The organism is Paraburkholderia sp. HP33-1, from assembly GCF_021390595.1.
Taxonomy (GTDB): Bacteria; Pseudomonadota; Gammaproteobacteria; order Burkholderiales; family Burkholderiaceae; genus Paraburkholderia.
The window spans coordinates 583,186-608,943 of sequence record NZ_JAJEJR010000002.1 but is presented as its reverse complement, the minus strand read 5'-3'; the positions used below and the strand labels follow the sequence as shown (position 1 = coordinate 608,943).

Sequence of the window (25,758 nt, the reverse complement as noted above, 5' to 3'; positions counted from 1 at the left end):
ATTTACCGTGTTGTTGGATGCGAAAGCCGATGCGTTCATCGACGCGGCGCGTCAGGCGTCAGCCGGCCACTCGACGATCTGCGTGGCCTGTTTGACGAAGCGCTCGGGTGGCTTTTCGCCGGTGTCGTAGCTCATGCCTTCGCCAATCTGGATGCGATTGAAGCGGCTCGCCGCGTTGAGCTGTTCATGCGAGATCCAATGCTCGTGCATCTGCTCGAACGGGCTCATCCAGTAGTCGAAAATCTGACTGCCGAGCGCATGACGGCCGATGCCGCGCACGTGATCGTGCGAACGGTGCGCCATGTGGTCGTATCCGAAGAAGATGTCGTCGACGCCCTCGACCTGATACGACACGTGATGCATGCCAGCGCGTTGCCCGCGCAGCAAAAAGATCACGTGATGATCGACGAGCTCGTCGCCGCGATCGATCCGATTGAACTGGCCGATCACGTTGTTCTTGTCGCCGACGAACAGCTCGTCGGTCGGCAGCAGGCCGAATGTGCGCTGATACCAGCCGATCGTGTCGGTAAGATTCGGCGTCGCGTACGCGGTGTGCGCGATGCGCACCACGCGCGCCGGACCGAGCGAACGGCTTTCGCCCTCGGGACCACGCACCAGTACGCGCGACGGCAGTGGTGTCACGCGATCGCGACCGGTCACGAGTTCGAGCCAGAAGCCGTTCGGGTCCTGCAGCCGTACGCGCTGGCCGCCGCCCGGCACGTCCGGCGATTCGATGCCCTGCGCGCCGGGCAACTTCGCGAGCGCGGCGAGGTCGGCATCTTCGCTGAGTTCGTAGCCGAAGCTGATCGCGCCGGGCGCGCCGAGCTCGGTCACGTGAAGAAATGGCGAGTCGCCGACACCGCGCATATAGAGGCGCTTCGCATCGCGATGCGCGAGCACCATACCGAAGTCTTCGAGAAACGCCTGCATGCGGCCGAGATCCGGCGCACTGAGCCGGACGTATGACATTCCTTTGATCGGTGAAGCCACCGTTGTCTCCTTGTTAAAGCTTTCTGCTCCGACTGCCCTGCTCGCCTGCGCGCTGTCAAGCCAGAATCTTCGCGACGTTGCCGTACAGTTCTTCGACGGTATAGCGCTGCGAGATCAGCTTCTGCTCGAACGCGTACCGGATGACAGTTTCGAGTGCCGGGCGCAGCGCATCGAAACCGACGGGCTGCAAGTCCGGGCCGTTCGCGGGCGGCAGTTCGCCGCTCGCCGCGCGGCTTTTCAGCAGCATATCGAACACTTCGCGCACGAGATCGGCCCGCGTCTCCGCGATTTCCTTGCGAATCGTCACGACGTGATTGATCGGCACGACGTGAGTGCGGCTGTACCATGCCGCGGCCGCTTCCTTCGGCTCAGGAATCAACGTGCGAATGCCAGGATCACCGGACAACGCGCCGCCCGCGATGATCGCGTCGACTTCGCCCGCGCGCAACATATCTTCGAGGCTCAGTGTCGAATCGATACGCGTGACGAACTCGGGGTCGCGAAACTCGGCGACGTGCGCGCCTTCCTGAGTGAGCCAGCGCACCTTGTCGAGTTCAACGCCGTATTCATCGGACAGAATGCCGCGCACCCACGTCGGCGTGGTTTGCGGATACGAGCGCATCGCGACGGTTTTGCCGGCGAGATCCTGCGGCTTCAGATCGTCGGCGGTGCGGCACAGGATGCTCTTGTGGTGGAACATGCCGTTCATCACGAACGGCAGCATCACGTAGGGCTTGCCCGCTTCGTACGCCTGCAGGAACGTGACGACCGCGAGTTCCGCGACGTCGAACTTCAGGCCGCGCACGACGTCCTTGAACGCCTTCTGCGCGGTGTCCACATCGGCGAAATCGAGGCGCACGGCAGGCGAAGCGACGCTGCCGTCCTTCAGCGGCGCGGTCTTCTTGTAAGTGCCCATCATCGCGGTGAGCGTGGTCATGTCGGTCCCTTTCATGTGCGGCTCGCGGTGGCCAGCGCCTCGTGTTGTACGTGGTCGATCGCGGTGTTGATACGCGGATCGTGGAATACGGCCTGCAACGGCGGCAAATTCGGAATCAGCCGCTGCTCATCGGCGTAGCGCACGAGCGCCGCAAGCGATGGCGCGTTTTCGTTGAAACCATACGGCAGTGGATCGCCAACCCATTGCGACAGTCCGCGGTAACGCTTGTCTTCCGCACCGTTCGCCTCGCCGCTACCAATCCGTTCGAGGTAGTTCGCCTTGGCTTGCGTGAATGCGTCGAATAGCGCCGTCGCCAGGGTGGGATGTCGTTCGAGCACATCGTTGCGTACGACGATCATGCCGTGTAACGGATAGATGCCCGTGCGTTCGAACCAGTCGCGCTCGCGCGCGTCGGCATCGTCGACGATCTCGACCAGTTCGTCTTCGAGATCACTGCCCGCGCCCGCCAGTCCGCCGAACGCGGCTTCGAGTTCGCCGCGCTTCATCAGCTCCGCGATTGACTGGCCTTCGGCGAGCCGCTGCACGTTTGGCGGCGTCGCGAAGCTTGCCACGTTCTCTTCCTCTTCGGTGACCCACGTGATCTTGTCGGGATCGACGCCGTATTCGTCGGCGAAAATGCCACGCGTCCAGACGGCCGCCGTGACCGAATACGTGCGCACGCCGACGCGCCGCCCTTCGAGATCCTTCGGTCCGCGAATCGCCGACGAACGCAGCCGTTGCATGCCAGCATGGCGGAAACGTCTCGTCATCGGCAGTGCGAGCGCGGTGATCGGCGCACCGGCCGCGACCGCCATCAGATACGAGGTCGGCGCCATTTCGCAGATGTCATACGGCTGGCTACGCGCCATCTCGCGGTAGGCGTCGGGCATGCGCTTCTTCTCGATGAATTCGAGCTCGAAGCCCTGAACGCCGACGATACCGTCACGCAGATCGCGCACCTGGCCGTGAGGCCCCAGCACGATGGACAGTTTCGCTGTCATGATTCCTCCGTGCTTCGCCTTAAGCCGCCGAACGGCCGGCGAGTTGCAGGCCCTTGTCGAGCGCGGAAAAATCGCGCTTCGGATAGGTCATCAGGAAGCGGTAGCCCTGTTCGATCACGCGGCCCACGTTCTGATTAGTCACATGCGGATGACCGACCGGAATGTCGTAAGCCTTGCCGACTTCGAGCACGTGATCCATCATGCGCAGCAACTCCGGGTTGTCGTACTGACGCGGACAACCAAGCTCCTGCGTCAGGTCGCCCTCGCCGATCAGCAGTACGCCGATGCCCGGCACCTGCTTGACGATCTCCTCGAGGTTTTCGATCGCACGCGTGTCCTCGATCATCAACACGACCAGCACCTCACCTTCCGGCGCGAGCGGCCATACGTCAGCCTTGCGGTAGTACTCCTGCTGCGACACGCCCCAATAGCGGGCCGCGGGCATCGGCGCATCGCCGCGCAAGCCCGCCGGCTCGTAGAGCGGCGCGCTCTTCAGGCGCGGATAACGGCACGCGGCGACCGCGTTGTACGCTTCCTCCGGCGTGCTGATGCGCGGCCAGACGATCCCGTATGCGCCGAGATCGAGCGCCTGCTTCGCGAACCACTGGTTCATTTCGCTGCCGCTGGGCGGAATGCGCACGAGCGGCGTCATCTGGCAGGCAACCGACTGCGCCTTCGCAATGCGCTCGCGCAACAGCAGGAATTGCATCGATTCGCGCAGCGAGCGAATATCCCAGGGGGTGTGCTCGAGCTCGAACACGACGCCATCGTTCGACGACTGCGCGAACGCCACCGCCGATTCCACTTCCGCCTGAATGAACGACGTGAACGCAATCCGGCGTCCGGTCTGCAGCGCGCGGATCACGCCGTTGAGTCTTTGTGTCATGGTTGCATCGTCCTTCGTTCGCTTACAGCATCGCCGCGCAGAACGCATCGCCGGCGCCTTGCGGAAGAGGTTTTTCGGTCCAGTTGTCGCCGCCGTCGGTCGTGAAGAACACCTGGCCGCCGCGCGTGACGCTGATCACGCCGTTCGGGTCACGCGGATGCACGCCGAAGCCGAGCATCGTGCTCGCCGGGTTCACCTGCGCGTCCGCGCGGTACCAGCTCTTGCCGAGGTCGTCGCTCGCGTACAGCGCGCCCGCGTTGCTGCGCGACGAAATGCTGAAGCACGCGTACATCTTCTTAGGATCGTCGCAGACGAAGCGGCAGTCGCGTGCATACGAGAACGGCGCGAACTTGCCGACTTCGAGATCGCGGAAAGTCTTGCCTTTGTCGCGGCTTTCGAAAATGCCGAGGCGGCAGATATAGAACAGCGCGTCCGGATCGGCGCTCGTCGTGCAAACGGAGTGCGCGTCGAACACGCCTTCGGCGTCGTCGTCGGTTTCGATTCTGCTTTTCAGATGCGGCAGTTTCGCCAGTTCGAGCAGGCCTTCTGCTTCGCCGCGCCACGTCTCACCGCCGTCCTCGCTGACGAGGAAACCATTGATCTCCGCGACCGCGTACATCACATCGGGATTGACCGGATGAAACGCGATGCGCATCACCCGCGAATCGCCGAACGAAATCTTGAAGCGCTCCGGATGGTCGGCCTTGCACTTGCGCCAGCTGTCGCCGCCGTCGTCGCTACGATAGATGCTGACCGGGCCGCCCGCCGCAAACAGCGTATCGGGACGCGTCGGATGAATCACCACGCTCCAGAACTGGATCGTCTCGTCGGTCACGTTCAGGCGCGACCATGAATCGCCGCCGTCCTTCGAGCGATACACGCCTTTGCGCGTCGCCGCGAACAGCAGATCGGGGCGCTCGGGATGCGGCGTGATCGCCTGCACCGAAGCGTCGTCGGGGAAGTCGGTCAGTTTTTCCCACTCGCCGCCCGGCTTCAGACGGTACATCGAACCAATGGCATTCGGGCGATTGGCGGCCGTGCCGACCAGCATCAATTCTTTCATAAGGTCTCCAAATGAATTTTTTGTCGAGCGCCGCCGCGTGATTCCGACTCGCACTCAACAGGAGTTCGGAAAGCAGTGTAAGTGCCACCGGCTACGCTTTGTTATTCAAAATATGCGGTGGCAATAGAAATTTGCTTAGTCGGGGAAAACGCGTTTCGCGGCCGTGAAAGGGCTGGCGAATGGGATGGGAAGCAGCTAGGGATTACCCGCAATCGGAGGTGGAGGGGGCGGTGAATGCCGCCGGAGCCGTGAGCGCCAAGGGGCTCGAGCTGATGGCGCCGGCAGCCGGTGCGGGCAAAACGGAGGAATTGATTGCCCGGATCACCGGGCTAGAGGCGGTGGCAGATATTCGGAAGTTGCGTTCGATATATACGGTGTAGTCACCGCGTGTAGTTGACCACCGGCGCGGAATACGAACTCGGCACAAAATCGGCGCGGCCACTGCGCTGCGACGAACCACTCGCGGGCGTTCCGTAGCCGCTATTTCGCGCAGCCTGGGTTTGCGACGCGCCCCTTGCTTCTGCCGCCCGGATATTGGCCGGATCGGCGCCTACCTGAGCACGCGTCATCGGCTTATCGGCCTGATTCGACTGGGCAAACGCCGCGAGCGGCGCGGCAATGAGAACAGCGATAACTCCCGCTTCGACCAGCGACCTGATGGACTTCATGATTCCCAACCTCCAGATATGGCTTCATGCGATTGCCGCGGCGCAACATGTAACCATCAGCTATGCGTAGCGGTGAGGGCAGTTTAGAAGTCGATCAGGCCGCGTATAAAGCCAGGAACCATGAATTCACTGTTGCTATAACGACCACAATCCGATCCACACCTGTCCATTCAATTGCGCCGCCGACGCAGCCTCATCGCGTTGAACTACACTGACGACGCAGTACGACTCTCCGCAGCCAGCGCATTCGATCGAGGAGAAACATGCTCATGTCGTATCCCGTTGCCCTACCCTCCTACCGCGACAGCGTGCGCGCCGAATGGGTCGACTACAACGGCCACATGCGCGACGCGTTCTACATGCTGATCTTCAGTCTCGCGGCCGACCGACTGATCGATCTGATCGGCCTGTCCGACGCCGTGCGCAAAGAGCGGCATCGTTCGATCTATACCCTCGAAGCGCACCTCAACTATCTTCACGAGATCAAACAAGGCACGCAGGTTCGCATCGACATGCGGGTACTTGGGCACGATGCAAAAAGAATTCATCTGTACTTCGAAATGTTTTCGCTGGACACGACGCCAAACCAACCCAGCGGCCCCGTCGCCGCGGGCGAGCAGATGCTGCTGCACGTCGATACCAGCGGACCACGTGGCGTCGCTTTCGATCCGGACGTCGAAGCGCGGATACACGAGCTCGCGCAAGCACATGCGGCGTTGCCACCGGCGCGTTTCGCGGGACGTGTGATCGCTCTGCCGTGCGCCGCGCAACCGGAAACACAACCCGAACGGAGTGGCCATGCTTGAGCCGGAAATCGCCGCCTTTATCGAACGAGCCAGCGCGCTCTATCCGTCGCATCACGCGGCGATGACGCCGCCCGAGCAGCGCGATCTCTACGACCGCTATGCCGCATCGTTGACGCCGCCGCTGCCCAGCGAACTGATCACAGAGGACGCAAGCATGCACATCGACACGGGCCATGCGATCCCGCTGCGGCTCTACCGGCATCCAGCGAAGGCGCGCGAAAACGGCGGTATCCGCGGCACAGTGCTGTATGTCCACGGCGGCGGCTTCGTGCTCGGCTCGCTGAACAGTCATCAGATGGTGACCGCGCGGCTCGCCGCCGACACCGGCCTTGACGTGATCGCGGTCGACTACCGGCTCGCGCCTGAGCATCGGGCGCCAGCCGCGCACGACGACTGCCTCGCGATCACCCGTGCCGCGTTGAACGACCGTCTGCCGTTCGACCTGCCCGACAACGCCACATTGCAGCTCGCAGGCGACAGCGCCGGCGGCACGCTCGCGGCAAGCATCGCGCTGCGCTTGCGCGACGACGGCGTGCGCGGGGTGCGCGGTATCGCGCTCGTTTATCCGATGCTCGGCACCGAGCCGCAATTGCCCGCGCGCGACACCGAGGCCCATGCGCCGATGCTGACGCTCGCGGACGTGCATAAGTTTCGCGACGCTTACTGGGGGAAAAGTGAGGACGGAGGCGAAGCCGCGCCCGCCCCCGCATGGACGATCCCGCTCGCCGCCACCCGCTTCGACGGACTGCCGCCGACGCTCGCCATCGGCGCCGAGCACGACCCGCTACGCGATGACGCGCGCGTGTTCGTCGAACGGATTCGCGCGGCGGGTGGAGATGCCCGGCTCGTGATCGGCACGGGGCTTGTACATGGATGCTGGCGTGCGCTTGAAACGAGCCCGGGCGTGCAGGCCATGCACCGGGCCGTCTGCGATTTTCTCTGCGAACACGCACGCGATTAGCGCGCCGGCACGAACCGCCGCGCCCGACGCGTGAGCGCAGCTCAGCGATTGCGGTCGCTACGCCATTGCGCGAACGTGACGAGATCGAGGCCGACTTCGGCCAGCTCGATGCGGGTCCAGCCGAAGAACGCGTCGTCCCAGCCGGGGATGCTTTGCGGCGTCAGCGAACGGAACTTCATGCCGGAGCGATAGGCGAGGTCAGGCCAGAACAGCGGCATCATCTCGCGCACGGCGAGCTGCCGCAGCAGGTCGGACGGCCCCCCCTCGTCGGCGACGATCTCGCCCTGCGAGATCCAGTCGTTCTCGGCCCACGCGACGAACACGCTCGGGTTGCCCGCGCCGTCGAACATCAGGATCACGTTCTGCTCGGGCCGCCAGTAATACTCGACGATGCCCTGCGCGGCCACTACTTCGTCGAGCACCTTGCGCGTGCGCGGATCGCAGTACGTCATGCCGTTTTCGCCGAGCGCGAGCCAGCCCGACTCCGCGCAATGGCGGCTCTTCGCGTCCCTCAGGAAATGCGTGAGGCGATTGGCCGAATCCGCGTCGGTCTTGCGCAGGTACAGATCGACGATGCCGGCGTTGAACGCCTTCACCGCGACGGTTTCATCCGCGACACCGGTGAGCAACACCTTCGCGCAGCGCAGGTGCGAGATCGACGACAGAAATTCGACGCCGCCGATACCCGGCATGTCATAGTCGACGACGACCGCCGCCACTTCCTCGAAGCGCGACGGCCGCGCGACGATGTCACGCTCCGCCGACGTCTCGACGAAGCGCTCGACGCCCGGCTCGCTCAGGCACACCGAGGCCGCCGCGAACTCGAGTGAATTCTCGCGCGCGTGCTGGCGGATATAGTTGAGCGCCGCTTGCGGACGCGTGAAAAACAGGTTCGAGTAGGTGCCCGGAAAAAACCGGCGCAGCGCATCGAGGTAGCTGTCGTTGTCGTCGACGAAAACCACCGTGGACGGATAAAAAACGGGAGGTCGAATAAAGTTGTTCATATCTTCACGTGTTTCTCACGCTCTCACGCCGCCGCGGCAAACGCCCCGGACCAACCGGTCCGTATGGCGTCTCGCAAAGCGACTGCCCAAGGAATGCCGGGCGATGTCTCGCCCGCGGGTCCGCATGATCAATGGGTTCTTGCCGCTACTTCCGGTCACAGCCTGCCGGCGTTTGCGTTGTGCGCGAGTCGCGGCAGGTCACTTCTACACGCCGGATAGTCGAACGGTGGCTGCCGGTAGTCTCCAACGGTTCGTATAGTACAGGCTCCGCGCATTGGCGGTCCAACTTATGTCGTATTGCCGTCTATGCCAGCCGCATAAATGCGGCGAAATTAATTGAGTCGAAAAAGAAAATCGCGGCGTGCGGAAAAATATCTATTTTCCATAGTGCAAGCGAGTCGCCATCACGGCAGGCGCGCCCTCTTTTGGTGCCAGCTCCATTCGGAAATCCGCCATCGAGAAGCGTCGCGGTATGCAGGGCGGGAAGCGTCGGTTGCGGATCTGTCGTTTATCATCCATTCATCACTGTTGTTGAATGGTAGTTGCTTAGATATGACGAATACCGGCAAGTTGTTGATAGTCGGGCTGCTCGTAGTCGATGCGGGCGTCGCCGGTTATCTGCTTTACCCCAGGGACGATCAGGCGCCCGCTGTGACGGGCACGGTGACTCGCAGCGTCACCGGCGTGGTGGACCCGGAACCGCAGACCGGCGCGACGCGCGCGCCTGGCGGCAGTGTGATGCCGGCGGAACCGGTGAGCCCGGCCGCGCCGCGTGCGGACATCGCGAATCATGTCGCGATCGCGCCGCAATCCGCGCTTCCGCGGACGGATGCGGCACCGACTCCGACTCCAGCTCCCGCTCCGGCCGCAGTCGCGCACGCACGCTCGAAGCCGCAGTCGTACGCCCAGCAAACAGCCCAACCGAAGCCGCAGTCCGGACGGCGCGACGACACGCACCCGAACGGCGCGAACCCCGTCGCCGCGATGCTGACGAACGAACTGGTCAGGGAATCGGCAAAGCCTGACCCGTCGCTGCCGATGCCGTCGGGCGTCACCGTGCCGATGTCGGCCGGCACTAACGCTGGCAATGGCGCTGGCACCGGCAGCGGCACGAATCCGGTCGCCGCGGCGATGACCAATCAGCTCGTCCGGGAATCGTCGAAAGTGACGCCGACGCCCCCTGCGGCGGCGCCGCCGCTCCTCAACAAGCCCTGATCACCGCCGGGCTCACGGCCGCGACGCCACTTCGTCGAGGTGCGCGAGCAGATCGGCCGGATCGTCGTAGACGCGCAACGCCCCCGCGCGCTCCAGTTCGTCGGTGCCGTAGCCGCCCGAGAGCAGGCCGACACCGAGTGAGCGGCAGCGGCGCGCGGCGAGCATGTCCCAGATGCTGTCGCCGACCACGACCGTGTGCTCGATCGGCACGCCGAGCCGCGCGGCAGCGGCGAGGAACAGGTCCGGATCGGGCTTAGCGTATTTGACGTCGTCGCGCGTGACGACGACCGCCTTCGCCGGATCAACGCCCAGCGCCTCCAGATTCAGCGCAGCGGTTTCCATTCGCCCGCTCGTCGCGACGGCCCACGGGGTGCCGGCCTGCGTCAGCGCGTCGAGCAGTCCGCGCGCGCCCGGCAGCGGACAGACCTGCGCGCGCATCCGTTGATAGGCGGCCGCATGCGCGAGCCGCAGTCGTTCTGCGCGTTCGGCATTGATCTCGCCGTGTGTCTCACGCAGCAACTGGTCCGTGAACAGCCCACCGCTCATGCCGATCTTGCGATGAATGCGCCACACGGACAGCGCGATCCCCTCGCTGTCGAGCGCCTCTTTCCACGCCAGCACGTGCTGATAGACGCTGTCGACGAGCGTGCCGTCGAGGTCGAATAGAAAGGATGTCTGGATACGCATGCCGGCCTCCGGTGATGATGAATTCAGCACAATGCCACGTGTCGATGAAGCCGCCAGGGCAAGCCCGACGCCCTCATAGCGCTCATCGCGTCTACTCGATGGTGCGAATCCGCGCAAATTCGGGCTGATTTGCCCCGATTTCGCGCGCTCCCCTCCCGGCGCGCACCGGAACAGGGTAAGCTTCGCCCCCTCGTTGTTTGCGTCGTCAATCGTTTTTCGTTAAATCCCTGCTTTATTCCCCGCTGGACGACCGAAGCGTGAATTCCGCGCCTCGCACCAGACATTGGCACGCCGCTTGCTTTCGACTGGTTCGCCAAATCATCCGAGCACCGGCTCTCTGCTCACGTGCAAAGACATTGGTACGCCGTTATTCGCAATGAAAAGCGAGGAAACAACCGACCTTTTTCGATTATCACAATAGCTCGATATCACACGCAGAACGCAAGCGCTACGGCATTCCGCAAATCGCGCAACGGGCTCAATTCAATCGAAAACACGTTTGTAAATCAAAAGGAACCCGCTATGAAAAAGACCCTACTCGCCGCCGCGCTGTGCGGCGTTTTCACCATGTCCGCACACGCTGAAAGCAGCGTGACGCTGTACGGCCTGTTGGACACCGGCCTCGTCTACACGAATAACCAGCTCGGCCACAGCAACTGGCAGCTCGCGAGCGGCACCACGCAAAACACGGTGTTCGGCCTGAAGGGTACGGAAGACCTGGGCGCGGATCTGCACACTGTCTTCAAGCTCGAGCAGGGCTTCCTGATGAACAACGGCGCGCAGGCATTCGCCGGCAGCGCGTTCGGCTCGCAGGTATGGGCCGGCCTGCAAAGCGATCCGTACGGCACGCTGACGTTCGGCCGCCAGTTCGACGTGTTGAACGACGCCGTCGGCCCGTTGACGGCCGGCTTCAACACGTGGGGCGGCAGCATCGCCGCGCATCCGTTCGACAACGACAACCTCGCGGCGAACTCGGTCGTGGTCAACAACTCAGTCAAGTACGCGAGCCCGGTGTTCCACGGTGTCACGTTCGAATCGATGTACTCGTTCAGCAACAAGGCCGGCAACTTCGCGAACAACCGCTCGTACGGCTTCAGCCTCGCGTACGCGCAGGGCCCGCTGAACCTGGCGGCCGGCTACCTGCAGTTCAGCAACGCGGGCAACGGCAGCGGCGCCGTGACCACCGGCGACACGAGCGCAAACTTCGTCGCCGAACGCCAGCGCATATGGTCGCTCGGCGGCAACTACACGTTCGGAGCGGCGACCGTCGGCCTCGTCTGGAGCCACACGCAGATCGACAACGTCTCGGGCGTGTTCTCGTTCGGCACCGGCACCTATCTCGGCGCGGCCGGCGACGGCACCGGCACGCTCGCCGGATCGCTGCGCCTCGACAACTACGAGGTCAACGCGAAGTACGCGCTGACGCCGGCCTTGAGCGTATCGGGCGCGTACACGTTCACGCATGGCGCGTATAACGGCTCGTCGCCGGCATGGAACAGCGCGATGCTGCAGACCGACTACGCGCTCAGCAAGCGCACAGACTTCTACCTCGAAGGCGTGTACCAGAACGCGCACGGCGCGCCTGCAGATTCGGTGTTGTCGCATGCGATGCTCAACACGCTGTCGCCGTCGTCGACGAGCACGCAGGTCGCTGTGACGGTCGGCATGCGTCACGCGTTCTGATGTTGCGCGGCGCGGGCGTGGCGGCGCGATACCCTCACGACTGCGCCGCCGCGATCACCTGCGACGCGAGCGCATGATGCTGGCCGCGTCGCGAGCGGATCGCGTGAATCTCCTCGATCACACCGTCCGCGCGGCCGAGCCAGCGCAAGCCCCGCAATAACGCAAGACTTTCGGCGCCGAGTTCTGCGAGCGGAAACACGCCGAGCCCGCGCGCGAAGCCGCCCTCCTTCACGACGATCCAGAAAAAGTACAGGTGACGATAGTTGGGCATGCGCAGCGACACTTCGAAAAATCCGAAAGGTCGTTCAGGTTATCACCGGTTCATTCGAACCGCGAACAGGCCCATGATGGCGGTTCCGCCGCCCGCGGCGCAACCGGTTCCGCCACGTCATGGACTCCCTGCTCGCACTCGTTGCCGATCCCGCCGCCTGGGCCGCGCTCGTCACGCTGATCGTGATGGAAGTCGTGCTCGGCATCGATAACCTGATCTTCATTTCGATTCTCAGCAACCGCTTGCCGGAAGCACAACGCGCGCGCACGCAGCGCATCGGGCTGCTGCTCGCGCTGGTGATGCGGCTGATCCTGCTCAGTACCATCGCGTGGATCGCAAAGCTGACCTCGGTCGCGTTCGAGCTGTTCGGTCATGGCTTTTCCTGGCGCGATCTGATCCTCGTCGCCGGCGGCCTGTTCCTCGTGTGGAAGGCGACCAGCGAAATCCGCGAGCACGTGAGCCCCGACGACGAAGACGCCGCGAACGTCAGCTCGGCCGTGCAGCTAACCGTGGCGGCGGCGATCGGCCAGATCATCGTGCTCGACATCGTGTTTTCGGTCGACAGCATCATCACCGCCGTCGGCATGACCGAACACCTGCCGATCATGTTCGTCGCGGTGATCGTGTCGATCATGGTGATGCTGTTCGCCGCGCAGCCGCTCGCGCGCTTCATCGACCGCAATCCGACCATCGTGATGCTGGCGCTGAGCTTCCTGCTCGTGATCGGCATGACACTGATCGCCGATGGCTTCGGCTCGCATGTGCCGAAGGCCTACATCTACGCGGCGATGGCGTTCTCCGCGTTCGTCGAGTCGATGAACATGCTGGCGCGGCGCGCGAAAAGGCAACGTGCGGCAAGCCGCTCTTAGCGCGCTTTCTTGCGAGCGCCCTTGCCGGTGGTCGCGGCGCGCGGCGCTTCCTTCTCGGGCGGCGCGCCGCCGTTCATCTGCTCGAGCCACGACAGCGTATCGACATACGACAGGAACTGCTTCAGATACCCCGGCGACAGCTCACGCATCAACGACAGCGCGCGATGCACGAGGGTGCTCGAATTGAGCGGCCCCGCGTTGCCGGGCACCTGCGCGAGCGACTGGCGCAGCTGCTTTTCGGTGCGGACTTTAGACCAGACTTCGCGGAAGTAGTCGACTGCGCGGAGTTCGGGGTAGGCAGCGGCGTGCGGTGCATCCGCGCGCGCGTGGTGGCGGGCGAGGTGTTCGATCAGTGCCGCGAGCGTGGCGTCGTTGGCTTCGTTGGATTCGTTGGCGGTGGATTGCGACGCGGCCTCATCCGCAGTCGCACGCTCGACCTCGACCGTATATTCGCCCAGCAGTCCCGACAATCTGTATTCGAGCACGCGTCGCGCCTCACCGCTGTGCTGCGCCGCGCGCCGCGCAAGCGCCTCGAGCAGATGAAAGCGCACGGGATCGAGCCGATCCGCACCGCGCGCGCGCCATGCATCGAGCGTCGCGCGAGCCGCCTGGATCGCGTCGTCGTCGGTCATGGCGTTGTCCTCGCGCGCGTCGTCAAGCACCGGACTTCTCCGCTGCCGCCGCGCTCGACGGCCGCGGCACCGGCGCAATTTCGACGCGGCGGTTTTTCGCGCGGCCCGGTTCGTCGCTGTTCGAACTGACCGGCTGCCCGGAGCCGAACGCAGCCGCAAACACCGACGACCCCGGCACGCCCTCATCGATCAGCGCGCGCGTGACCGTCAACGCGCGTTGTGCCGACAGCTCCCAGTTATCGGCGAAACGCCGGTTGCCTTCGCGCAGGCGTTGATCGTCGGTGAAGCCGCTGACCATCAGGATCTGGTCGCTCGCGCGCAGATACGCGGACAGCGGCCCGGCGAGACTCTTCAGCAGCGCGCGGCCCTCGGGCTGCAGCTGGGCGGAGTTCAGCGCGAACAGCACGTTGCCGCTAATACCGATGCGGCCATTGACGAGCGTCACGCGCCCCGCCGCCAGAGGTCCGGCGAGTGCCTGCTCGAGCGTCTTGCGACGCTGCGTTTCGGCCTGACGTTGCTTGACCTCCTGCTCGAGCTTGCTCGACAGCTCGAGTTGCACGCCTATCACGCTCACCAGAATCAGCACGAAGGCGCCGAGCAACACCGACATCAGATCGCCGAACGCGGCCCAGATCGGCGCGGACGCTTCCACGCCGCCGTCGATGTCCTCGCTCATACCGCATCGGCTCCGGCGGTCGCGCGCTGCGCGGCCAACAACTGCAGATCCTCGACGATCTGCTTCTGCGACATCACACTGAGGTCGACCACGTCACGCGCCTGCGCGACGTAGTAGGCGAGCTGTTCGTCGCTGCGTGCGAGCGATTTATCGAGCGCCGCTTCGATGCGTTCGAGATGCGTGACGAGCTTGTCGTTCGCTTCGCCGAACAGGCGCACGGCCGCGCCGAACGCTTCGCCGAGGCTCGCGACCTCGACCGCGCTGCCGGTGACCTGCGCGGCGACCGAGCCCAGCTTGCCGGTCTCGTGCTCCAGATGTTCGGTGAAGCGGTTGCCGACGCGTTCGAGCAGATCCGCCGACGTCGCGACGAGTGCATCGACGGCCGTGCGCTGTTCGGTCGACGCGTGGTTGACCGCGTCGAGCAGCGTCTCCAGCGTGGCGAGCAGACGGCTGCGCTCGTCGAGCATCGCGGTGTCGCGGACCATGCTGTCGGAGAGCTTCTGGCGCAGCTCCGCGACGACTTCGGCAGCGGCCTTTGGCGCTTCCGACGCCGCCTGCACGAGGCGCTCGATCTCGGCGATCGTCGCGTTGGCATGCGTTTGCGTCTGCGCGGAGATATCGCGCGCGGTTTGCGCAAGCGCGTCGCAGATTTGCTGCTGATGGGCCGCGGTTTGCGAACCGGTCTGCTGCCATTGTTCGCTCAGCCTGGTGGTCATTGCGCCGAGCGCTTCGGTCCATGAAGTGAAGCGCTGTTCGTCGCGCGCGGCGAGTTCGGCTTGCAGGTTTGCTGCCGCCTTCGGTGCTTCGGCCGCTGCCTGGACCAGTCGATCGATCTCGGCGATCGTCGCGCTCGCATGCGTTTGCGTCTGCGCAGAGATGTCGCGCGCGGTTTGCGCAAGCGCATCGCAGATTTGCTGCTGACGGCTCGCGGCTTGCGCACCCGTCTGTTGCCACTGCTCGGTCAGCTTCGCGCCCATCGCGTCGAGGGCCTCAGCCCAGGCGCCCAAACGCTGCTCGTCGCGCACGGTCAGTTCCGCCTGCAAGTTCGCATGCGAGCTGCCGACCGCGCTCAGCAACGCGGCCGCATGCTGCTCGAACGTCGCGGCGGCGCGCGCCAGCGCCTGTTCGTTGTTGGCGGCGAGCTTGTCGCCCGCGCTCTGCTGCTGCGCCAACGCCCCGCCCCAAGCCTGCGACATGCCGCTCGCCGTCGCTTCTAGCCGCGCGGACACGCCGTCGAGCAACGCGGCTGAGCGCTGTTCGAACGCTTCGGCGACACGTTCGATCGACGCGCGCTGCTGCGCAGCCAGCTCGTCGCTCGCGTCCCGATGTCCGGCGAGTGCGTTGTTGCAGATTTCGGCCACGTTCGCGCTGGTCGCCGCGAAGCCGCTCGACATGCCGTCGAGCTGGCGCTGCACGGCCTGCGTCACGGCGTCGTGCAACGCCGCGGTTTCGCGCGCAACACCCGCCATCGTCGCTTCGACGACCGGTTGCAGCGCTTTGCCCGCGGCCTGCGCGCTGCCGGCCACGCTGTCCTTCAGCGACTGCTCGATCACGCCGGCCAGGCGCAGATACGCAGCCTCGGTGCGGCCGTAAAACGCGTCGAGGCTCGCAATCTGCCGCTCGTTCGACGCGGCGCTCTGCTGTTCGAGCGCGCTCATCATCGTCTGCAGACGTTCGACCAGCAGCGGCGTCGCTTCGGCCTGGCGTTGCAGCAGCCGCAAGCTTTCCTCGCGCTGATGGCTCTGCGAGTAGACGCGCAACGTCGTCGCGATCTTCACGTCGAGATGTTGCGCTGCTTCGAGCCGCTCGCGGCGGCACAGCGCGGACAGCAGCCCGAGCATCGCCGACGTCGCGACACCCGCGATCGATGTGCCGAACGCGAAGCCCAGCCCCTTGACCGGCGCAGCCAGCGACGCGCGCATTGCCTGCAGGTCGCTCGCGCTCTCCAGCGCGAGGCCGGTGCCGCGCAGCGTCATCACCATGCCGAGCAGCGTGCCGAGCATGCCGAGCAGCACCAGCAGGCCGACCAGATACGGCGTCAACGCGGGTCCCGGCAACGCGACGCGCTCGCCTTCGACGCGCAGCCGCACGCTATTGCGCAAGCTCGGATGCACCGGTTCGAGAAACGCGGCGAGGCTCGGCGGCGGTCCCGACAGCGCGGCGAGCGCGCCCGTCAGCGTGGTGCTCGCCTGGCTGTAGCGGCGCAATTCGAGCGCGCCCAGCACGTAGAAGACGCCGATCAGCAGCGTAACGGCGAACGCGAGCGGATTGGAGACGGCATAACCGACGGCGATCCAGCACGCCGCGGCGAGCCCCGCGAAAAACACAACGAGATCGATACGATATCTGGACATGGGGTCCCGGTTAGCAGGTGCGAAGAGCCGCGAGCAGCCCTTCGATCGGTTGAAAACGAACATCCAGCTCGGCCAGCAAAACGCTCTGCATGTCCTTGCGAAACGCGTCGAGCCACGCGTCGGACGCGGCGGCGTTGGCGTGGACCGAGGCTGGCGTGGGTTGAACGGCTGCGGTTGAGGTTGTGGCCGCGGCTTCAGCGTCGGCTCTCAAGCGCTCGAAGTGTCCGCCGAGCAGCCCCGGCACCGCGCCGAGCAAAGTCCGCTCGCGCTCGCCGAGCGCACGCTCCATCACGGCATCGACGACCGCGAGCCGCGCGAGTGCCGGCGCTTGCGTCGCCAGCAGCGCGCGCAGCCGGCCGCGCAACGTGCCGATCGACGTTTCCATCGACTGCTGAAGCGCGAGATAGCGCTGCCGGAACACCGCATAGTCGGCTTGCGTGTCGACGGCCACGCGCGGCGCGGACATCTGGGCGGACGACGACGCCGATCCACGCCGCCGCGAGCCCGCGAGCACGCTATCGCTGCCGATCGCGCTCACCAGCGAGCGGCGCACGCGCGTGCACTCGTCCTCTTCCGCGCGGCCGAACGCGCGCGCGCCAACGGCGACGGCCGGCGGCTTGCCGTTCAGCGCCGACGACAACGCGATCGCGTCGGTCCAGCCGAGCCACTGGCTCAGGCGATCCGCCAGCGATTGCCGTGATTCGGCGACGTCGGCCTCGGCGAGACGGGCCAGTAAGCGAACGAGCGCGGGCCCGCTGAGGGCGTTGCGCTGAGGGGCTTGCAACATACCACCGGAAGCAAAAAAGTCAGCAGTTTACACGCTGAGGCCAGCGAGTCCGAAGTCGCCCGCTCGAACGCGGGTTTAAAGACAGCATTTCGTCCGAGCGAGCAGGACATTCGCGCGTTTTCCCGATCGCGGTTTTTTTGCCAATGGCGAAGCGGGCCGATCCCTGTATAAGATGAAAGCACGCGCTTCGCCTCCCGCTGGCATACGGCGGAGCGCCGACGAGACACAGAACACACGCAAGGCGGACAGGGAGCATGAAATTCGATACCGTGGTGCTCGGCGCCGGCATTGTCGGTGTGAGCGTCGCAGTGCATCTGCAGAAGCGCGGACGCGCGGTCGCGCTGATCGATCGCAAGCAGCCGGGCAACGAGACGTCGTTCGGCAACGCCGGGCTGATCCAGCGCGAAGGCGTCTATCCGTACGCGTTTCCGCGCGGGCTAGGCACCCTGCTGCGCTACGCGCGCAACCAGTCGCCCGACGTGCGCTATCACGCCGACGCGATACTTGAGGTTGCGCCGTTTCTGTGGCGCTATTGGCGCAATTCGCATCCGGCGAAACACGCGGAAATCGCAAGGTCGTACGCGACGCTGATCGAGCATTGTGTTAGCGAACATCGCGCGCTTGCCGCGGAGGCCGGCGCGAGCGCCCTGCTGCGGCCAATCGGCTGGATCAAGGTGTTTCGCCGTGCCGCTGCGCGCGACACCGAAACCAGGCTCGCGGAGCGATGGCATCGCGAGTACGGCGTCGAGTTCGAGACGCTCGACGCGCCGCGCCTGCAACAGCTCGAACCCGATCTCGACAAGCGCCTGCAAGGCGGACTGCGCTATCCGCAATCCGATTCGGTCAGCGATCCGAATGCGCTCGTCACCGCCTACGCGCGGTACTTCGAAGCGCTCGGCGGACGGTTCTTCTTCGGCGATGCCGATACGCTGCGCGAAGGCTGGCAGGTCGATACGCGGGAAGGGGCGATCACGGCCGGGTCGGCGGTGATCGCGCTCGGACCGTGGTCGGATCGCGCAAGCACGCGGCTCGGGTATCGGCTGCCGCTCGCGGTCAAGCGCGGCTATCACATGCACTACGCGCCGCGCCGGGCCGCACGGCTCAATCATCCGATTCTCGACGTCGAACACGGCTATGTGCTTGCGCCGATGGCGCGCGGCATCCGTCTCACCACGGGCGCCGAAATCGCGCTGCCTGAGGCGGCCAAGACGCCGGTACAGCTCGATGCGGTCGAGCCGATCGCGCGCACCCTGTTTCCGCTCGGCGAGCGGCTGGACGCCGAACCGTGGATGGGACGCCGCCCGTGCACGCCGGACATGATGCCGATCATTGGACCCGCGAAAAAACATCAGGGACTGTGGTTCGCGTTCGGCCATGCGCATCATGGCCTGACGCTCGGACCGGTCACGGGGCGGCTGATCGCCGAGATGATGACGGGCGAGGAGACGCTGGTCGATCCGCGGCCGTTTCGGGTCGAGCGGTTCTAGCGGAACAGTCGGCTACGTCGCTGGACCGAAGATTCCGAAGAAAATAAAAAAAACGCCGCGGGCCAACGGCCCGCGGCGTTCTTCATCGAACCGGACAACCGTCGATCAAGCCGTAACGGCAACCCGTCGCGCCGACACCGCCGACACCGCGAAGCTCACGACGATATTCGCGGCCAACGCGATCAGGCCGATATACAGCGGATAGTTCTCGTGGCCGAAATGCAGCCCATAGATCGGCTTGAGCCCTTGCGAAATCGCGAGGCCCGTGCCGAGCACGATACCGACGAGCCAGCCGAGGAACAGACCCTGCGTGTTCAGACGACGCGTGTACAGCGAGAACACGACAGCCGGGAAAATCTGCAGAATCCATACGCCGCCGAGCAGTTGCAGATCGATCGCGTACTGCGTCGGCAGGAACACGATGAACAGCAGCGCGCCGAACTTGACGACCAGCGAGACGACCTTCGCATTGGCCGCTTCCGCTTGAGGCGTGATATTCGGCGACACCAGCGGACGCCACAGATTACGCGTGAACAGATTCGCCGCGCCGATTGACATGATCGCGGCCGGCACCAGCGCGCTGATCGCAATCGCGGCGGCAGCGAAGCCGACGAACCACGACGGGAACAGCGTGTTGAACAGGGCCGGCACCACATCGCTGGCCGACTTCACGTTGATGCCCGCGGCGATCGCCATATAGCCGAGCAGCGCGATCAGGCCGAGCAGCACCGTATAGGCCGGCAGGAAGATCGCGTTCTTGCGCACCGTCTTCGCCGACGCCGACGACAGCACCGCCGTCATCGTATGCGGATACATGAACGCGGCGAGCGCCGAGCCGAGCGCGAGCGATGCGAACGCGGTGTACTGAGCCGGCTTCAGGAGGATGCCGGTCGCGCCGCCCTTCGCCTGGAAGTGCGCATCGGCCAGTTCGAACACGTGCCCATAGCCGCCGAGCTTCACCGGGATCAGCCATACCGCCGCGATCACGACGATATAGATCATGATGTCCTTGACGAACGCGATCATCGCCGGGGCGCGCAGGCCGCTCGCATACGTGTACAGCGCGAGGATCACGAACGCGACGATCAGCGGCGTTTCGCCACTCACGCCGAGCCCCTTGATCACGACCTGCATACCGACCAGTTGCAGCGCGATATACGGCATCGTCGCGACGATACCCGTCAGCGCGACGGCCGCCGGGAACCACTTGCCGCCGTATTCGCCGTGCACGTAGTCTGCCGCCGTGATGTGGTTGCGCGCGTGCGCGACCTTCCACAGCTTCGGCATCACCGCGAACACGAACGGATAGACGATGATCGTGTACGGCAGCGCGAAGAAGCCATACGCGCCCACCGAATAGACGAGCGCAGGCACCGCGATCACCGTATAGGCGGTGTAGAAATCGCCGCCGACGAGGAACCACGAAATGACCGTACCGAACTGCCGGCCGCCCAGGCCCCACTCGTGCAATTGCGTCAAATCGCCGCGTTTCCAGCGCGCGGCGAAAAAGCCGATCACCGTGACGAGCACGAAAAATGCGATGAAAACCGTCATCGCAACCGGGTTCACAGGATTCAGATCGCTCATTTGAGACCTCGATACACGATGTAAATCAGCAGCGAGGTCAACGGCACCCACAGAAACTGATACCAGTAGAAGAACGGAAAGCCCGCGAGCGGCGGATGCATGTCGTTATAGAACGGTAGCCACAGCAGCGCGATATAAGGGATGAGCAGAATGAGCCAGAGCCATGAACGGCCGGCCGGGGGGGAGGTCTCCACGAACGTCTCCTGAGTATTATCGACAGCACGCGCGAAGGCTCGTGGCCCGACGCGCGGATGCCCAGTTGCCTGAGGGCAGATGGAAAAACGGGGAACGCCGCACACTCGCCCGCCAGGCCTCGCGCAGTGCGGTATACGACGGGGATGTAGTATTCGCCTTCACGCGCTTCCTTACAAGCGCGCAACTACGTAAGCCGACTACGTAATAATACGTAGCCTGTAAGCCGGTTTTCGACGATGAAACTCAAAGCAAAGATAGTGTTGCTCGCGATCGTGCCCTTTCTGGTGTCGATCGTCAGCATCGAGACGGGCGTGCGCCACGAAGCCACGGCGCTCGCCGAGCGGCAGCACGCGACTACCCAGGCCGCGTACATGGCGAGCAAGGAGATCGAGCTCAAGCACTACGTCGAACTCGCAACCACCGCGATCGCGCCGCTCTACGAAGCCGGCCGCGACAACGCGCGCGACGACGCGCTGCTGCGCACGCGCGCGCTCGAGATGCTCGAAAAAATGAATTTCGGCAAGGACGGGTACTTCTTCGTCTACGACATGCACGGCCGCTCGCTGATGCATCCGCGCGAGCCGGATCTGGTGGGCCGCGATCTGTGGTCGTTGCGCGATAGCCAGGGCACGCCGACGATCCAGCAACTGCTCGCCGCAGCCGCGCGCGGCGGCGGCTACGTGCGCTATCTGTGGCATCGGCCGTCGACCGGCAAGGTCGAGTCGAAACTCGGCTACGTGGTGCCGCTCGAGCGCTGGGGCTGGATGCTTGGCACCGGCATCTATCTCGACGACGTGGACACGACGCTCGCGCATATCGACGCCGAGGCCGCGGCCAATATCGATCGGACAATGAAGTGGATCGACGCGATCGCGGTGGCCGGCCTCGCGGTGATCGCGCTGTGCGCGCTCGTGCTGAACGTGACCGAATATCGCAGCGCCGACGCGAAGCTGAAGCGGCTCGCGCAGCAGGTCGTCGAATCGCAGGAAAACGAACGCGCGCGCCTGTCGCGCGAATTGCACGACGGCATCAGCCAGATGATGGTGTCCGTGAAGCTGCTGCTCGAATCGGCACTCGCGCGGCTCGAACGCGGCGACGCGCGCGAGCCCGCCGCCGAAGCCGCATTGTCCACCGGACTCGCGCGGCTCGGCGAGACGCTGCGCGAAGTCCGGCGCATCTCTCACGCGCTGCGACCGTCGATGCTCGACGATCTCGGCGTCGCAGCGGCCCTCGAACAGCTGACGCGCGAATTCGGCGACGAGTCCGGCATCGCGATCGGCTTCACGCAGATCGCGCACACCCATGCGGCCACGTTGCCCGATGGGGTCAACACCGTGCTGTTTCGCATCGCCCAGGAAGCGCTGACGAACATCGTGCGGCATGCGCAGGCGTCGAGCGCGGCGCTGGCGCTCGAAATCTCGCGCGATGCGGTCACGCTGACGATCTCCGACAACGGCCGCGGCTTCGACGCGACCGACGCATTCGTCGGCGGACGCGAAGGTGTCGGGCTGCGCAACATGCGCGAACGGCTGGAAGCACTCGGCGGCACGCTGTCGTTGAGCTCGGAGCCTGGTCACACCGTCGTAACTGCGTGCGTGCCGCTGCCAACGACGCACGCAGCGGTGCCCCCCTTGCAGGAAATCACTTCATGAACGACACGTCCTCTTCTTCCATCGCGCGTCTGCTGCTCGTCGACGATCATCCGCTCGTGCGCGACGGTCTGCGCGCACGCCTCGAAGCCGTGCGCCATTTCGAAGTGGTCGGCGAAGCGGGCGACGCGCAGGAAGCGCTCGCACTGGCCGAACGACAGTCGCCGCATCTCGCGCTGATGGATGTCGGCATGAAAAGCGGCATGAACGGCATTGCGCTGGCCGGCCTTTTTCACGAGCGCTTTCCGGCGATTCGCGTGCTGATGCTCTCAATGCACGACAACCTCGAATACGTCAAGCAGGCGGTGCGCGCCGGCGCGAGCGGCTACGTGCTGAAGGATTCGCCGGCGCTCGAAATCATTCAGGCGATCGGCGCGGTGCTCGACGGCAAGACGTTCTTCAGCGCGGAGATCAGCGCGCGGCTGATCCAGGCGTCGGCGACGCAATCGCCGGTCGAACGGTTGACGCCGCGCGAGCGCGATATTCTCGATGCACTCGCCGAAGGACTGTCGAGCAAGCAGATCGCGCAGCGCACCGATCTGTCGGTGCGGACCGTGGAGACGCATCGGCTGAATCTGAAGCGCAAGCTCGATATTGAAGGCCAGGCCGAGTTGATCAAGTTCGCGGTCGAGAATCGGCGCAACAAGCGCTGAGGGTTGGGGCCGCGCGATAATAGGCGGTCCACGCCTGGAGCGACGACAGCATGAAACGCGTGTTCGAACTGAGCCTCGCCAGTCTGCTGCTTTGCGCGGCCACGGGTCACGCTTATGGCGAACCAGCGCGCGTCAATCGCGGCCACGATCCGTTCATGCAAATCTCCAAAGCAATCGCCAATTGCCCAACGCCGCTTGGTCCATTCGAAACCGAAAAGGAATGGCTCGACGATAGCCATTACCGGATCGAGCGCGGCAATAGCTGCTGGATCGAAGGACGTTGCCGTTTGCCGAACGCGTATCTGTACGACGCGGAAATTGCCGACAGTGTGCAACGGCGTCTTGCGAATCTGAACGTCACGACGCACTGGCGCGAGCAGTCCACGCTGTGGCTCACGCTGCAACGCCGCTTCATTTACGTCGAGGGCTGCATCGCGCCCGGCTTCGACAAAAAGACCTTCCTCACCGAACTCGCGAAAACGGCGGACGTCGAGCGCGTGATCGACAACACGATCAGCGATCCGCATGCCGCGCAACTGCCATACCGCACGCAGGCGGCACCCGATAAGCCCGTGCTGAACCCAGGCAATTGACGGGGTGCGTGAAGGCGTTTTCGCCAATGCAACCTATATCGACAAACGTCGATAGCAACGCAGAAATCGTTCGTTTGGCCTTGACAACGTCATTGCTAACATCAGCGGCCCAACCATACGGTCCGCAATAACAATGACAACATTTCGATTTCGCCGTCCCGACTTTCGCCCTTCATTTCGCGTTGGCCTGATCGGCGCCGCCGTCGCGAGCTTCGTCATGCTTGCCTCGTGCGGCGAAGACAACCTGCCGAGCGCGACCGCCGCGTCCACGGCGGTCGTCGCACAGAAGCGGCCGAACATTCTCTACATCATGGCCGACGATCTCGGCTACTCCGACATCCACGCGTTCGGGGGCGAAATCAACACGCCCAATCTCGATGCGCTCGTACAGAGCGGCCGCATCCTCACGAATCACCACACGGGCACCGTCTGCGCGATCACGCGTTCGATGCTGATCTCGGGCACCGATCACCATCTGGTCGGCGAAGGCACGATGGGCGTGCCGACCGACGAGCGCAAAGGACTGCCGGGTTATGAAGGCTATCTGAACGACCGCGCGCTATCGGTTGCGCAGTTGCTGAAGGACGGCGGCTATCACACGTACATGGCCGGCAAGTGGCACATCGGTTCGGGCATCGTCGGCAGCGCGACGGGCAGCGGGCAGACGCCGGACCAATGGGGTTTCGAGCACAGCTACGCGCTGCTCGGCGGCGCCGCGACCAATCACTTCGCGCACGAGCTGGCCGGCTCGAAGAACTACACCGAAGACGGCCAGTACGTGCAGCCGGGCCAGCCGGGACAACCGGGCGGCGCGGGCGGCAGCCCGGCGGTGTTCTATTCGACCGACTTCTACACGCAGCGCCTCATCTCGTACATCGATTCGAACAAGGGCGACGGCAAGCCGTTCTTCGCGTACGCGGCCTATACGTCACCGCATTGGCCGCTGCAGGTGCCCGAACCTTATCTGCACAACTACGTCGGCAAATACGATGCCGGCTATGACGCGATCCGCGATGCGCGTATCGCGCGGCAGAAAGCACTCGGCATCATTCCACAGGACTTCGTGCCGTACGGCGGCGCCTCGGAGACGCTGGCCGCGAGTCCGGCCACCGCGAACAACGGTACCGCGAACGCGAAATACGTGAGCGCCGTGCACAGCGCCGCCCAGGGTTACACCGACTACGGTCCCGGCTATGTGAACAAGAAGTGGGACAGCTTGTCGCCGGCCGAGAAGAAAGCGCAGGCGCGCTACATGGAAATCTATGCGGGCATGGTCGAGAACCTCGATCACAACATTGGTCTCTTGATCCAGCATCTGAAGGACATCGGCGAATACGACAACACGTTCATCATGGTCCAGTCGGACAACGGCGCCGAAGGCTGGCCGATCGATTCCGGCGCGGACCCGACCGCCACCGACACCGCGAACGCGACGGATCCGACCTACTCGCAACTCGGCACCGACAACGGTCTGCAAAACGCGCAACGCCTGCAATACGGCTTGCGTTGGGCCGAAGTCAGCGCGACACCGTTCCGCCTGACCAAGGGTTATTCGGGCGAAGGCGGCGTGTCGACGCCATTGATCGTGCACCTGCCGGGACAGACTTCGCAGAAGCCGACGCTGCGCGAATTCACCCACGTGACGGACAACACGGCGACATTCCTCGCGGTCGCGCAGATTGCCCCGCCGACCACCTCGGCCCCCGCGCTGATCAATACGCTGACCGGCGTCGATCAGAACAAGGGCAAGGTGGTCTACAACAACCGCTACGTGTATCCGATCACCGGGCAATCGCTGCTGCCGTTGCTCGAAGATCAGAGTACGGCGCCGGTGCATAGCGCGTCGTTCGGCGACGAAGCGTACGGTCGCGGCTATCTGCGCAGCGCCGACGGACGCTGGAAGGCATTGTGGACGGAACCGCCGCTCGGCCCCGTCGACGGTCACTGGGAGCTGTACGACATGAGCGCCGATCGTGGCGAAACGCAGGACGTGTCCACGCAGAACCAGTCGATCATCGACGGTCTCGTGCAGCAGTGGAACGACTATATGACGAGCGTGGGCGGCGTCGAGCCATTGCGTCCGCACGGCTACTACTGAGCACGA

Annotated in this window: 25 protein-coding genes and 1 pseudogene; 11 read left to right on the top strand and 15 right to left on the bottom strand. The window is 64.4% G+C overall.

Translation table 11 applies throughout. From position 1 onward, the window contains the following. Positions 1-51 precede the first annotated feature (51 nt). From L0U81_RS18820 to L0U81_RS18800, 5 genes are read right to left on the bottom strand one after another with little or no spacing between them, the layout of a single operon-like run. Complete coding sequence (locus L0U81_RS18820) at positions 52-990, bottom strand: VOC family protein (RefSeq protein ID WP_233805039.1); 939 nt, start codon at positions 988-990, stop codon at positions 52-54. A gap of 55 nt (positions 991-1,045) precedes the next feature. Beyond that, complete coding sequence (locus L0U81_RS18815) at positions 1,046-1,942, bottom strand: phosphate ABC transporter substrate-binding protein (RefSeq protein ID WP_233805038.1); 897 nt, start codon at positions 1,940-1,942, stop codon at positions 1,046-1,048. Further along, on the bottom strand, positions 1,939-2,928 hold the full coding sequence (locus L0U81_RS18810) for an ABC transporter substrate-binding protein (RefSeq protein WP_233805037.1): 990 nt from the start codon (positions 2,926-2,928) through the stop codon (positions 1,939-1,941). Before L0U81_RS18810 ends, L0U81_RS18815 begins: the two co-directional genes overlap by 4 nt. A 19-nt stretch (positions 2,929-2,947) precedes the next feature. Continuing rightward, on the bottom strand, positions 2,948-3,814 hold the full coding sequence (locus L0U81_RS18805; protein ID WP_233805036.1) for an HpcH/HpaI aldolase family protein: 867 nt from the start codon (positions 3,812-3,814) through the stop codon (positions 2,948-2,950). A 22-nt stretch (positions 3,815-3,836) separates the two neighbouring features. After that, positions 3,837-4,877 carry a WD40/YVTN/BNR-like repeat-containing protein gene (locus tag L0U81_RS18800; protein ID WP_233805035.1) on the bottom strand — a complete coding sequence of 347 codons (1,041 nt, stop codon included), beginning with the start codon at positions 4,875-4,877 and terminating at the stop codon, positions 3,837-3,839. Between the two features lie 230 nt (positions 4,878-5,107). Between L0U81_RS18800 and L0U81_RS18795 the strand changes: the two genes are divergently transcribed. Further along, a complete protein-coding gene (locus L0U81_RS18795; protein WP_233805034.1) occupies positions 5,108-5,257 on the top strand; it encodes a hypothetical protein in 150 nt (49 codons plus the stop codon). Here L0U81_RS18795 and L0U81_RS18790 read toward each other — a convergent pair whose 3' ends face one another. Continuing rightward, positions 5,258-5,545 carry a hypothetical protein gene (locus L0U81_RS18790; RefSeq protein ID WP_233805033.1) on the bottom strand — a complete coding sequence of 96 codons (288 nt, stop codon included), beginning with the start codon at positions 5,543-5,545 and terminating at the stop codon, positions 5,258-5,260. Positions 5,546-5,814: 269 nt separating this feature from the next. Here L0U81_RS18790 and L0U81_RS18785 point away from each other — a divergent pair, with 269 nt between their 5' ends. Both L0U81_RS18785 and L0U81_RS18780 read left to right on the top strand, forming a co-directional pair. Continuing rightward, the gene (locus L0U81_RS18785; RefSeq protein ID WP_233805032.1) at positions 5,815-6,351 is read left to right on the top strand and encodes a thioesterase family protein; all 537 of its coding nucleotides are present in this window, start codon (positions 5,815-5,817) and stop codon (positions 6,349-6,351) included. Further along, on the top strand, positions 6,344-7,312 hold the full coding sequence (locus L0U81_RS18780) for an alpha/beta hydrolase (RefSeq protein ID WP_233805031.1): 969 nt from the start codon (positions 6,344-6,346) through the stop codon (positions 7,310-7,312). Before L0U81_RS18785 ends, L0U81_RS18780 begins: the two co-directional genes overlap by 8 nt. A 41-nt stretch (positions 7,313-7,353) precedes the next feature. Here the strand turns inward: L0U81_RS18780 and L0U81_RS18775 are convergent, their stop codons facing one another. Further along, a complete protein-coding gene (locus L0U81_RS18775) occupies positions 7,354-8,316 on the bottom strand; it encodes a response regulator (RefSeq protein WP_233805030.1) in 963 nt (320 codons plus the stop codon). A 552-nt stretch (positions 8,317-8,868) separates the two neighbouring features. On the opposite strand from L0U81_RS18775, the gene L0U81_RS18770 reads away from it, so the two are divergent. After that, positions 8,869-9,531, top strand: a complete 663-nt coding sequence (locus tag L0U81_RS18770; RefSeq protein WP_233805029.1) for a hypothetical protein — start codon at positions 8,869-8,871, stop codon at positions 9,529-9,531. Between the two features lie 12 nt (positions 9,532-9,543). On the opposite strand, the gene L0U81_RS18765 is transcribed toward L0U81_RS18770, so the two are convergent. Then, entirely contained in the window at positions 9,544-10,218 is a 675-nt protein-coding gene (locus tag L0U81_RS18765) for an HAD family hydrolase (RefSeq protein WP_233805028.1), read from the bottom strand. A 522-nt stretch (positions 10,219-10,740) separates the two neighbouring features. Here L0U81_RS18765 and L0U81_RS18760 point away from each other — a divergent pair. Continuing rightward, complete coding sequence (locus L0U81_RS18760) at positions 10,741-11,901, top strand: porin (protein ID WP_233805027.1); 1,161 nt, start codon at positions 10,741-10,743, stop codon at positions 11,899-11,901. Between the two features lie 34 nt (positions 11,902-11,935). Here the strand turns inward: L0U81_RS18760 and L0U81_RS18755 are convergent. After that, positions 11,936-12,115: pseudogene (locus L0U81_RS18755) on the bottom strand (LysR family transcriptional regulator); the annotation flags it as partial. Positions 12,116-12,291: 176 nt separating this feature from the next. Between L0U81_RS18755 and L0U81_RS18750 the strand changes: the two are divergent. Beyond that, positions 12,292-13,041 (top strand): TerC family protein, encoded by a 750-nt coding sequence (locus L0U81_RS18750; RefSeq protein WP_233805026.1) that lies wholly within the window; start codon positions 12,292-12,294, stop codon positions 13,039-13,041. Here the strand turns inward: L0U81_RS18750 and L0U81_RS18745 are convergent. From L0U81_RS18745 to L0U81_RS18730, 4 genes are read right to left on the bottom strand one after another with little or no spacing between them, the layout of a single operon-like run. Further along, complete coding sequence (locus tag L0U81_RS18745) at positions 13,038-13,673, bottom strand: DUF2894 domain-containing protein (RefSeq protein WP_233805025.1); 636 nt, start codon at positions 13,671-13,673, stop codon at positions 13,038-13,040. The two genes, L0U81_RS18750 and L0U81_RS18745, sit on opposite strands and share 4 nt — an antisense overlap. 22 nt (positions 13,674-13,695) lie before the next feature. Next, positions 13,696-14,349, bottom strand: coding sequence for an OmpA family protein (locus L0U81_RS18740; protein WP_233805024.1), 654 nt, complete (start codon positions 14,347-14,349; stop codon positions 13,696-13,698). Beyond that, on the bottom strand, positions 14,346-16,703 hold the full coding sequence (locus L0U81_RS18735) for a DUF802 domain-containing protein (protein WP_233805023.1): 2,358 nt from the start codon (positions 16,701-16,703) through the stop codon (positions 14,346-14,348). Before L0U81_RS18735 ends, L0U81_RS18740 begins: the two co-directional genes overlap by 4 nt. Positions 16,704-16,713: 10 nt before the next feature. Next, positions 16,714-17,490 carry a DUF3348 domain-containing protein gene (locus L0U81_RS18730; protein ID WP_233805022.1) on the bottom strand — a complete coding sequence of 259 codons (777 nt, stop codon included), beginning with the start codon at positions 17,488-17,490 and terminating at the stop codon, positions 16,714-16,716. Positions 17,491-17,744: 254 nt separating this feature from the next. On the opposite strand from L0U81_RS18730, the gene L0U81_RS18725 reads away from it, so the two are divergent. After that, the gene (locus tag L0U81_RS18725) at positions 17,745-18,977 is read left to right on the top strand and encodes an NAD(P)/FAD-dependent oxidoreductase (RefSeq protein ID WP_233805021.1); all 1,233 of its coding nucleotides are present in this window, start codon (positions 17,745-17,747) and stop codon (positions 18,975-18,977) included. Between the two features lie 105 nt (positions 18,978-19,082). Here the strand turns inward: L0U81_RS18725 and mctP are convergent, their stop codons facing one another. Both mctP and L0U81_RS18715 read right to left on the bottom strand, forming a co-directional pair. Next, a complete protein-coding gene (gene mctP / locus L0U81_RS18720) occupies positions 19,083-20,564 on the bottom strand; it encodes a monocarboxylate uptake permease MctP (protein ID WP_233805020.1) in 1,482 nt (493 codons plus the stop codon). Next, positions 20,561-20,758, bottom strand: coding sequence for a DUF3311 domain-containing protein (locus L0U81_RS18715; RefSeq protein ID WP_233805019.1), 198 nt, complete (start codon positions 20,756-20,758; stop codon positions 20,561-20,563). Before L0U81_RS18715 ends, mctP begins: the two co-directional genes overlap by 4 nt. A gap of 237 nt (positions 20,759-20,995) precedes the next feature. Here L0U81_RS18715 and L0U81_RS18710 point away from each other — a divergent pair, with 237 nt between their 5' ends. The 4 genes from L0U81_RS18710 (at position 20,996) to L0U81_RS18695 (ending at position 25,752) form a co-directional block, all read left to right on the top strand. Then, positions 20,996-22,411, top strand: coding sequence for a cache domain-containing protein (locus tag L0U81_RS18710; protein WP_233805018.1), 1,416 nt, complete (start codon positions 20,996-20,998; stop codon positions 22,409-22,411). Then, the gene (locus L0U81_RS18705) at positions 22,408-23,061 is read left to right on the top strand and encodes a response regulator (protein WP_233805017.1); all 654 of its coding nucleotides are present in this window, start codon (positions 22,408-22,410) and stop codon (positions 23,059-23,061) included. The genes L0U81_RS18710 and L0U81_RS18705 overlap by 4 nt, the downstream gene beginning before the upstream one ends. A gap of 50 nt (positions 23,062-23,111) precedes the next feature. Beyond that, positions 23,112-23,654 carry a hypothetical protein gene (locus tag L0U81_RS18700; RefSeq protein WP_233805016.1) on the top strand — a complete coding sequence of 181 codons (543 nt, stop codon included), beginning with the start codon at positions 23,112-23,114 and terminating at the stop codon, positions 23,652-23,654. A 217-nt stretch (positions 23,655-23,871) separates the two neighbouring features. Next, positions 23,872-25,752 (top strand): arylsulfatase, encoded by a 1,881-nt coding sequence (locus L0U81_RS18695; protein WP_442793453.1) that lies wholly within the window; start codon positions 23,872-23,874, stop codon positions 25,750-25,752. Positions 25,753-25,758 lie beyond the last annotated feature (6 nt).

What these genes read in the sequence shown, in the direction of transcription:
- L0U81_RS18815 (WP_233805038.1), bottom strand. Translation starts at nt 1,942, where the DNA reads ATGAAAGGGACCGACATGACCACGCTCACCGCGATGATGGGCACTTAC.
- L0U81_RS18810 (WP_233805037.1), bottom strand. Translation starts at nt 2,928, where the DNA reads ATGACAGCGAAACTGTCCATCGTGCTGGGGCCTCACGGCCAGGTGCGC.
- L0U81_RS18805 (WP_233805036.1), bottom strand. Translation starts at nt 3,814, where the DNA reads ATGACACAAAGACTCAACGGCGTGATCCGCGCGCTGCAGACCGGACGC.
- L0U81_RS18800 (WP_233805035.1), bottom strand. Translation starts at nt 4,877, where the DNA reads ATGAAAGAATTGATGCTGGTCGGCACGGCCGCCAATCGCCCGAATGCC.
- L0U81_RS18790 (WP_233805033.1), bottom strand. Translation starts at nt 5,545, where the DNA reads ATGAAGTCCATCAGGTCGCTGGTCGAAGCGGGAGTTATCGCTGTTCTC.
- L0U81_RS18785 (WP_233805032.1), top strand. Translation starts at nt 5,815, where the DNA reads ATGTCGTATCCCGTTGCCCTACCCTCCTACCGCGACAGCGTGCGCGCC.
- L0U81_RS18780 (WP_233805031.1), top strand. Translation starts at nt 6,344, where the DNA reads ATGCTTGAGCCGGAAATCGCCGCCTTTATCGAACGAGCCAGCGCGCTC.
- L0U81_RS18775 (WP_233805030.1), bottom strand. Translation starts at nt 8,316, where the DNA reads ATGAACAACTTTATTCGACCTCCCGTTTTTTATCCGTCCACGGTGGTT.
- L0U81_RS18770 (WP_233805029.1), top strand. Translation starts at nt 8,869, where the DNA reads ATGACGAATACCGGCAAGTTGTTGATAGTCGGGCTGCTCGTAGTCGAT.
- L0U81_RS18765 (WP_233805028.1), bottom strand. Translation starts at nt 10,218, where the DNA reads ATGCGTATCCAGACATCCTTTCTATTCGACCTCGACGGCACGCTCGTC.
- L0U81_RS18760 (WP_233805027.1), top strand. Translation starts at nt 10,741, where the DNA reads ATGAAAAAGACCCTACTCGCCGCCGCGCTGTGCGGCGTTTTCACCATG.
- L0U81_RS18750 (WP_233805026.1), top strand. Translation starts at nt 12,292, where the DNA reads ATGGACTCCCTGCTCGCACTCGTTGCCGATCCCGCCGCCTGGGCCGCG.
- L0U81_RS18745 (WP_233805025.1), bottom strand. Translation starts at nt 13,673, where the DNA reads ATGACCGACGACGACGCGATCCAGGCGGCTCGCGCGACGCTCGATGCA.
- L0U81_RS18740 (WP_233805024.1), bottom strand. Translation starts at nt 14,349, where the DNA reads ATGAGCGAGGACATCGACGGCGGCGTGGAAGCGTCCGCGCCGATCTGG.
- L0U81_RS18735 (WP_233805023.1), bottom strand. Translation starts at nt 16,703, where the DNA reads ATGTCCAGATATCGTATCGATCTCGTTGTGTTTTTCGCGGGGCTCGCC.
- L0U81_RS18730 (WP_233805022.1), bottom strand. Translation starts at nt 17,490, where the DNA reads ATGTTGCAAGCCCCTCAGCGCAACGCCCTCAGCGGGCCCGCGCTCGTT.
- L0U81_RS18725 (WP_233805021.1), top strand. Translation starts at nt 17,745, where the DNA reads ATGAAATTCGATACCGTGGTGCTCGGCGCCGGCATTGTCGGTGTGAGC.
- mctP (WP_233805020.1), bottom strand. Translation starts at nt 20,564, where the DNA reads ATGAGCGATCTGAATCCTGTGAACCCGGTTGCGATGACGGTTTTCATC.
- L0U81_RS18710 (WP_233805018.1), top strand. Translation starts at nt 20,996, where the DNA reads ATGAAACTCAAAGCAAAGATAGTGTTGCTCGCGATCGTGCCCTTTCTG.
- L0U81_RS18705 (WP_233805017.1), top strand. Translation starts at nt 22,408, where the DNA reads ATGAACGACACGTCCTCTTCTTCCATCGCGCGTCTGCTGCTCGTCGAC.
- L0U81_RS18700 (WP_233805016.1), top strand. Translation starts at nt 23,112, where the DNA reads ATGAAACGCGTGTTCGAACTGAGCCTCGCCAGTCTGCTGCTTTGCGCG.
- L0U81_RS18695 (WP_442793453.1), top strand. Translation starts at nt 23,872, where the DNA reads ATGCTTGCCTCGTGCGGCGAAGACAACCTGCCGAGCGCGACCGCCGCG.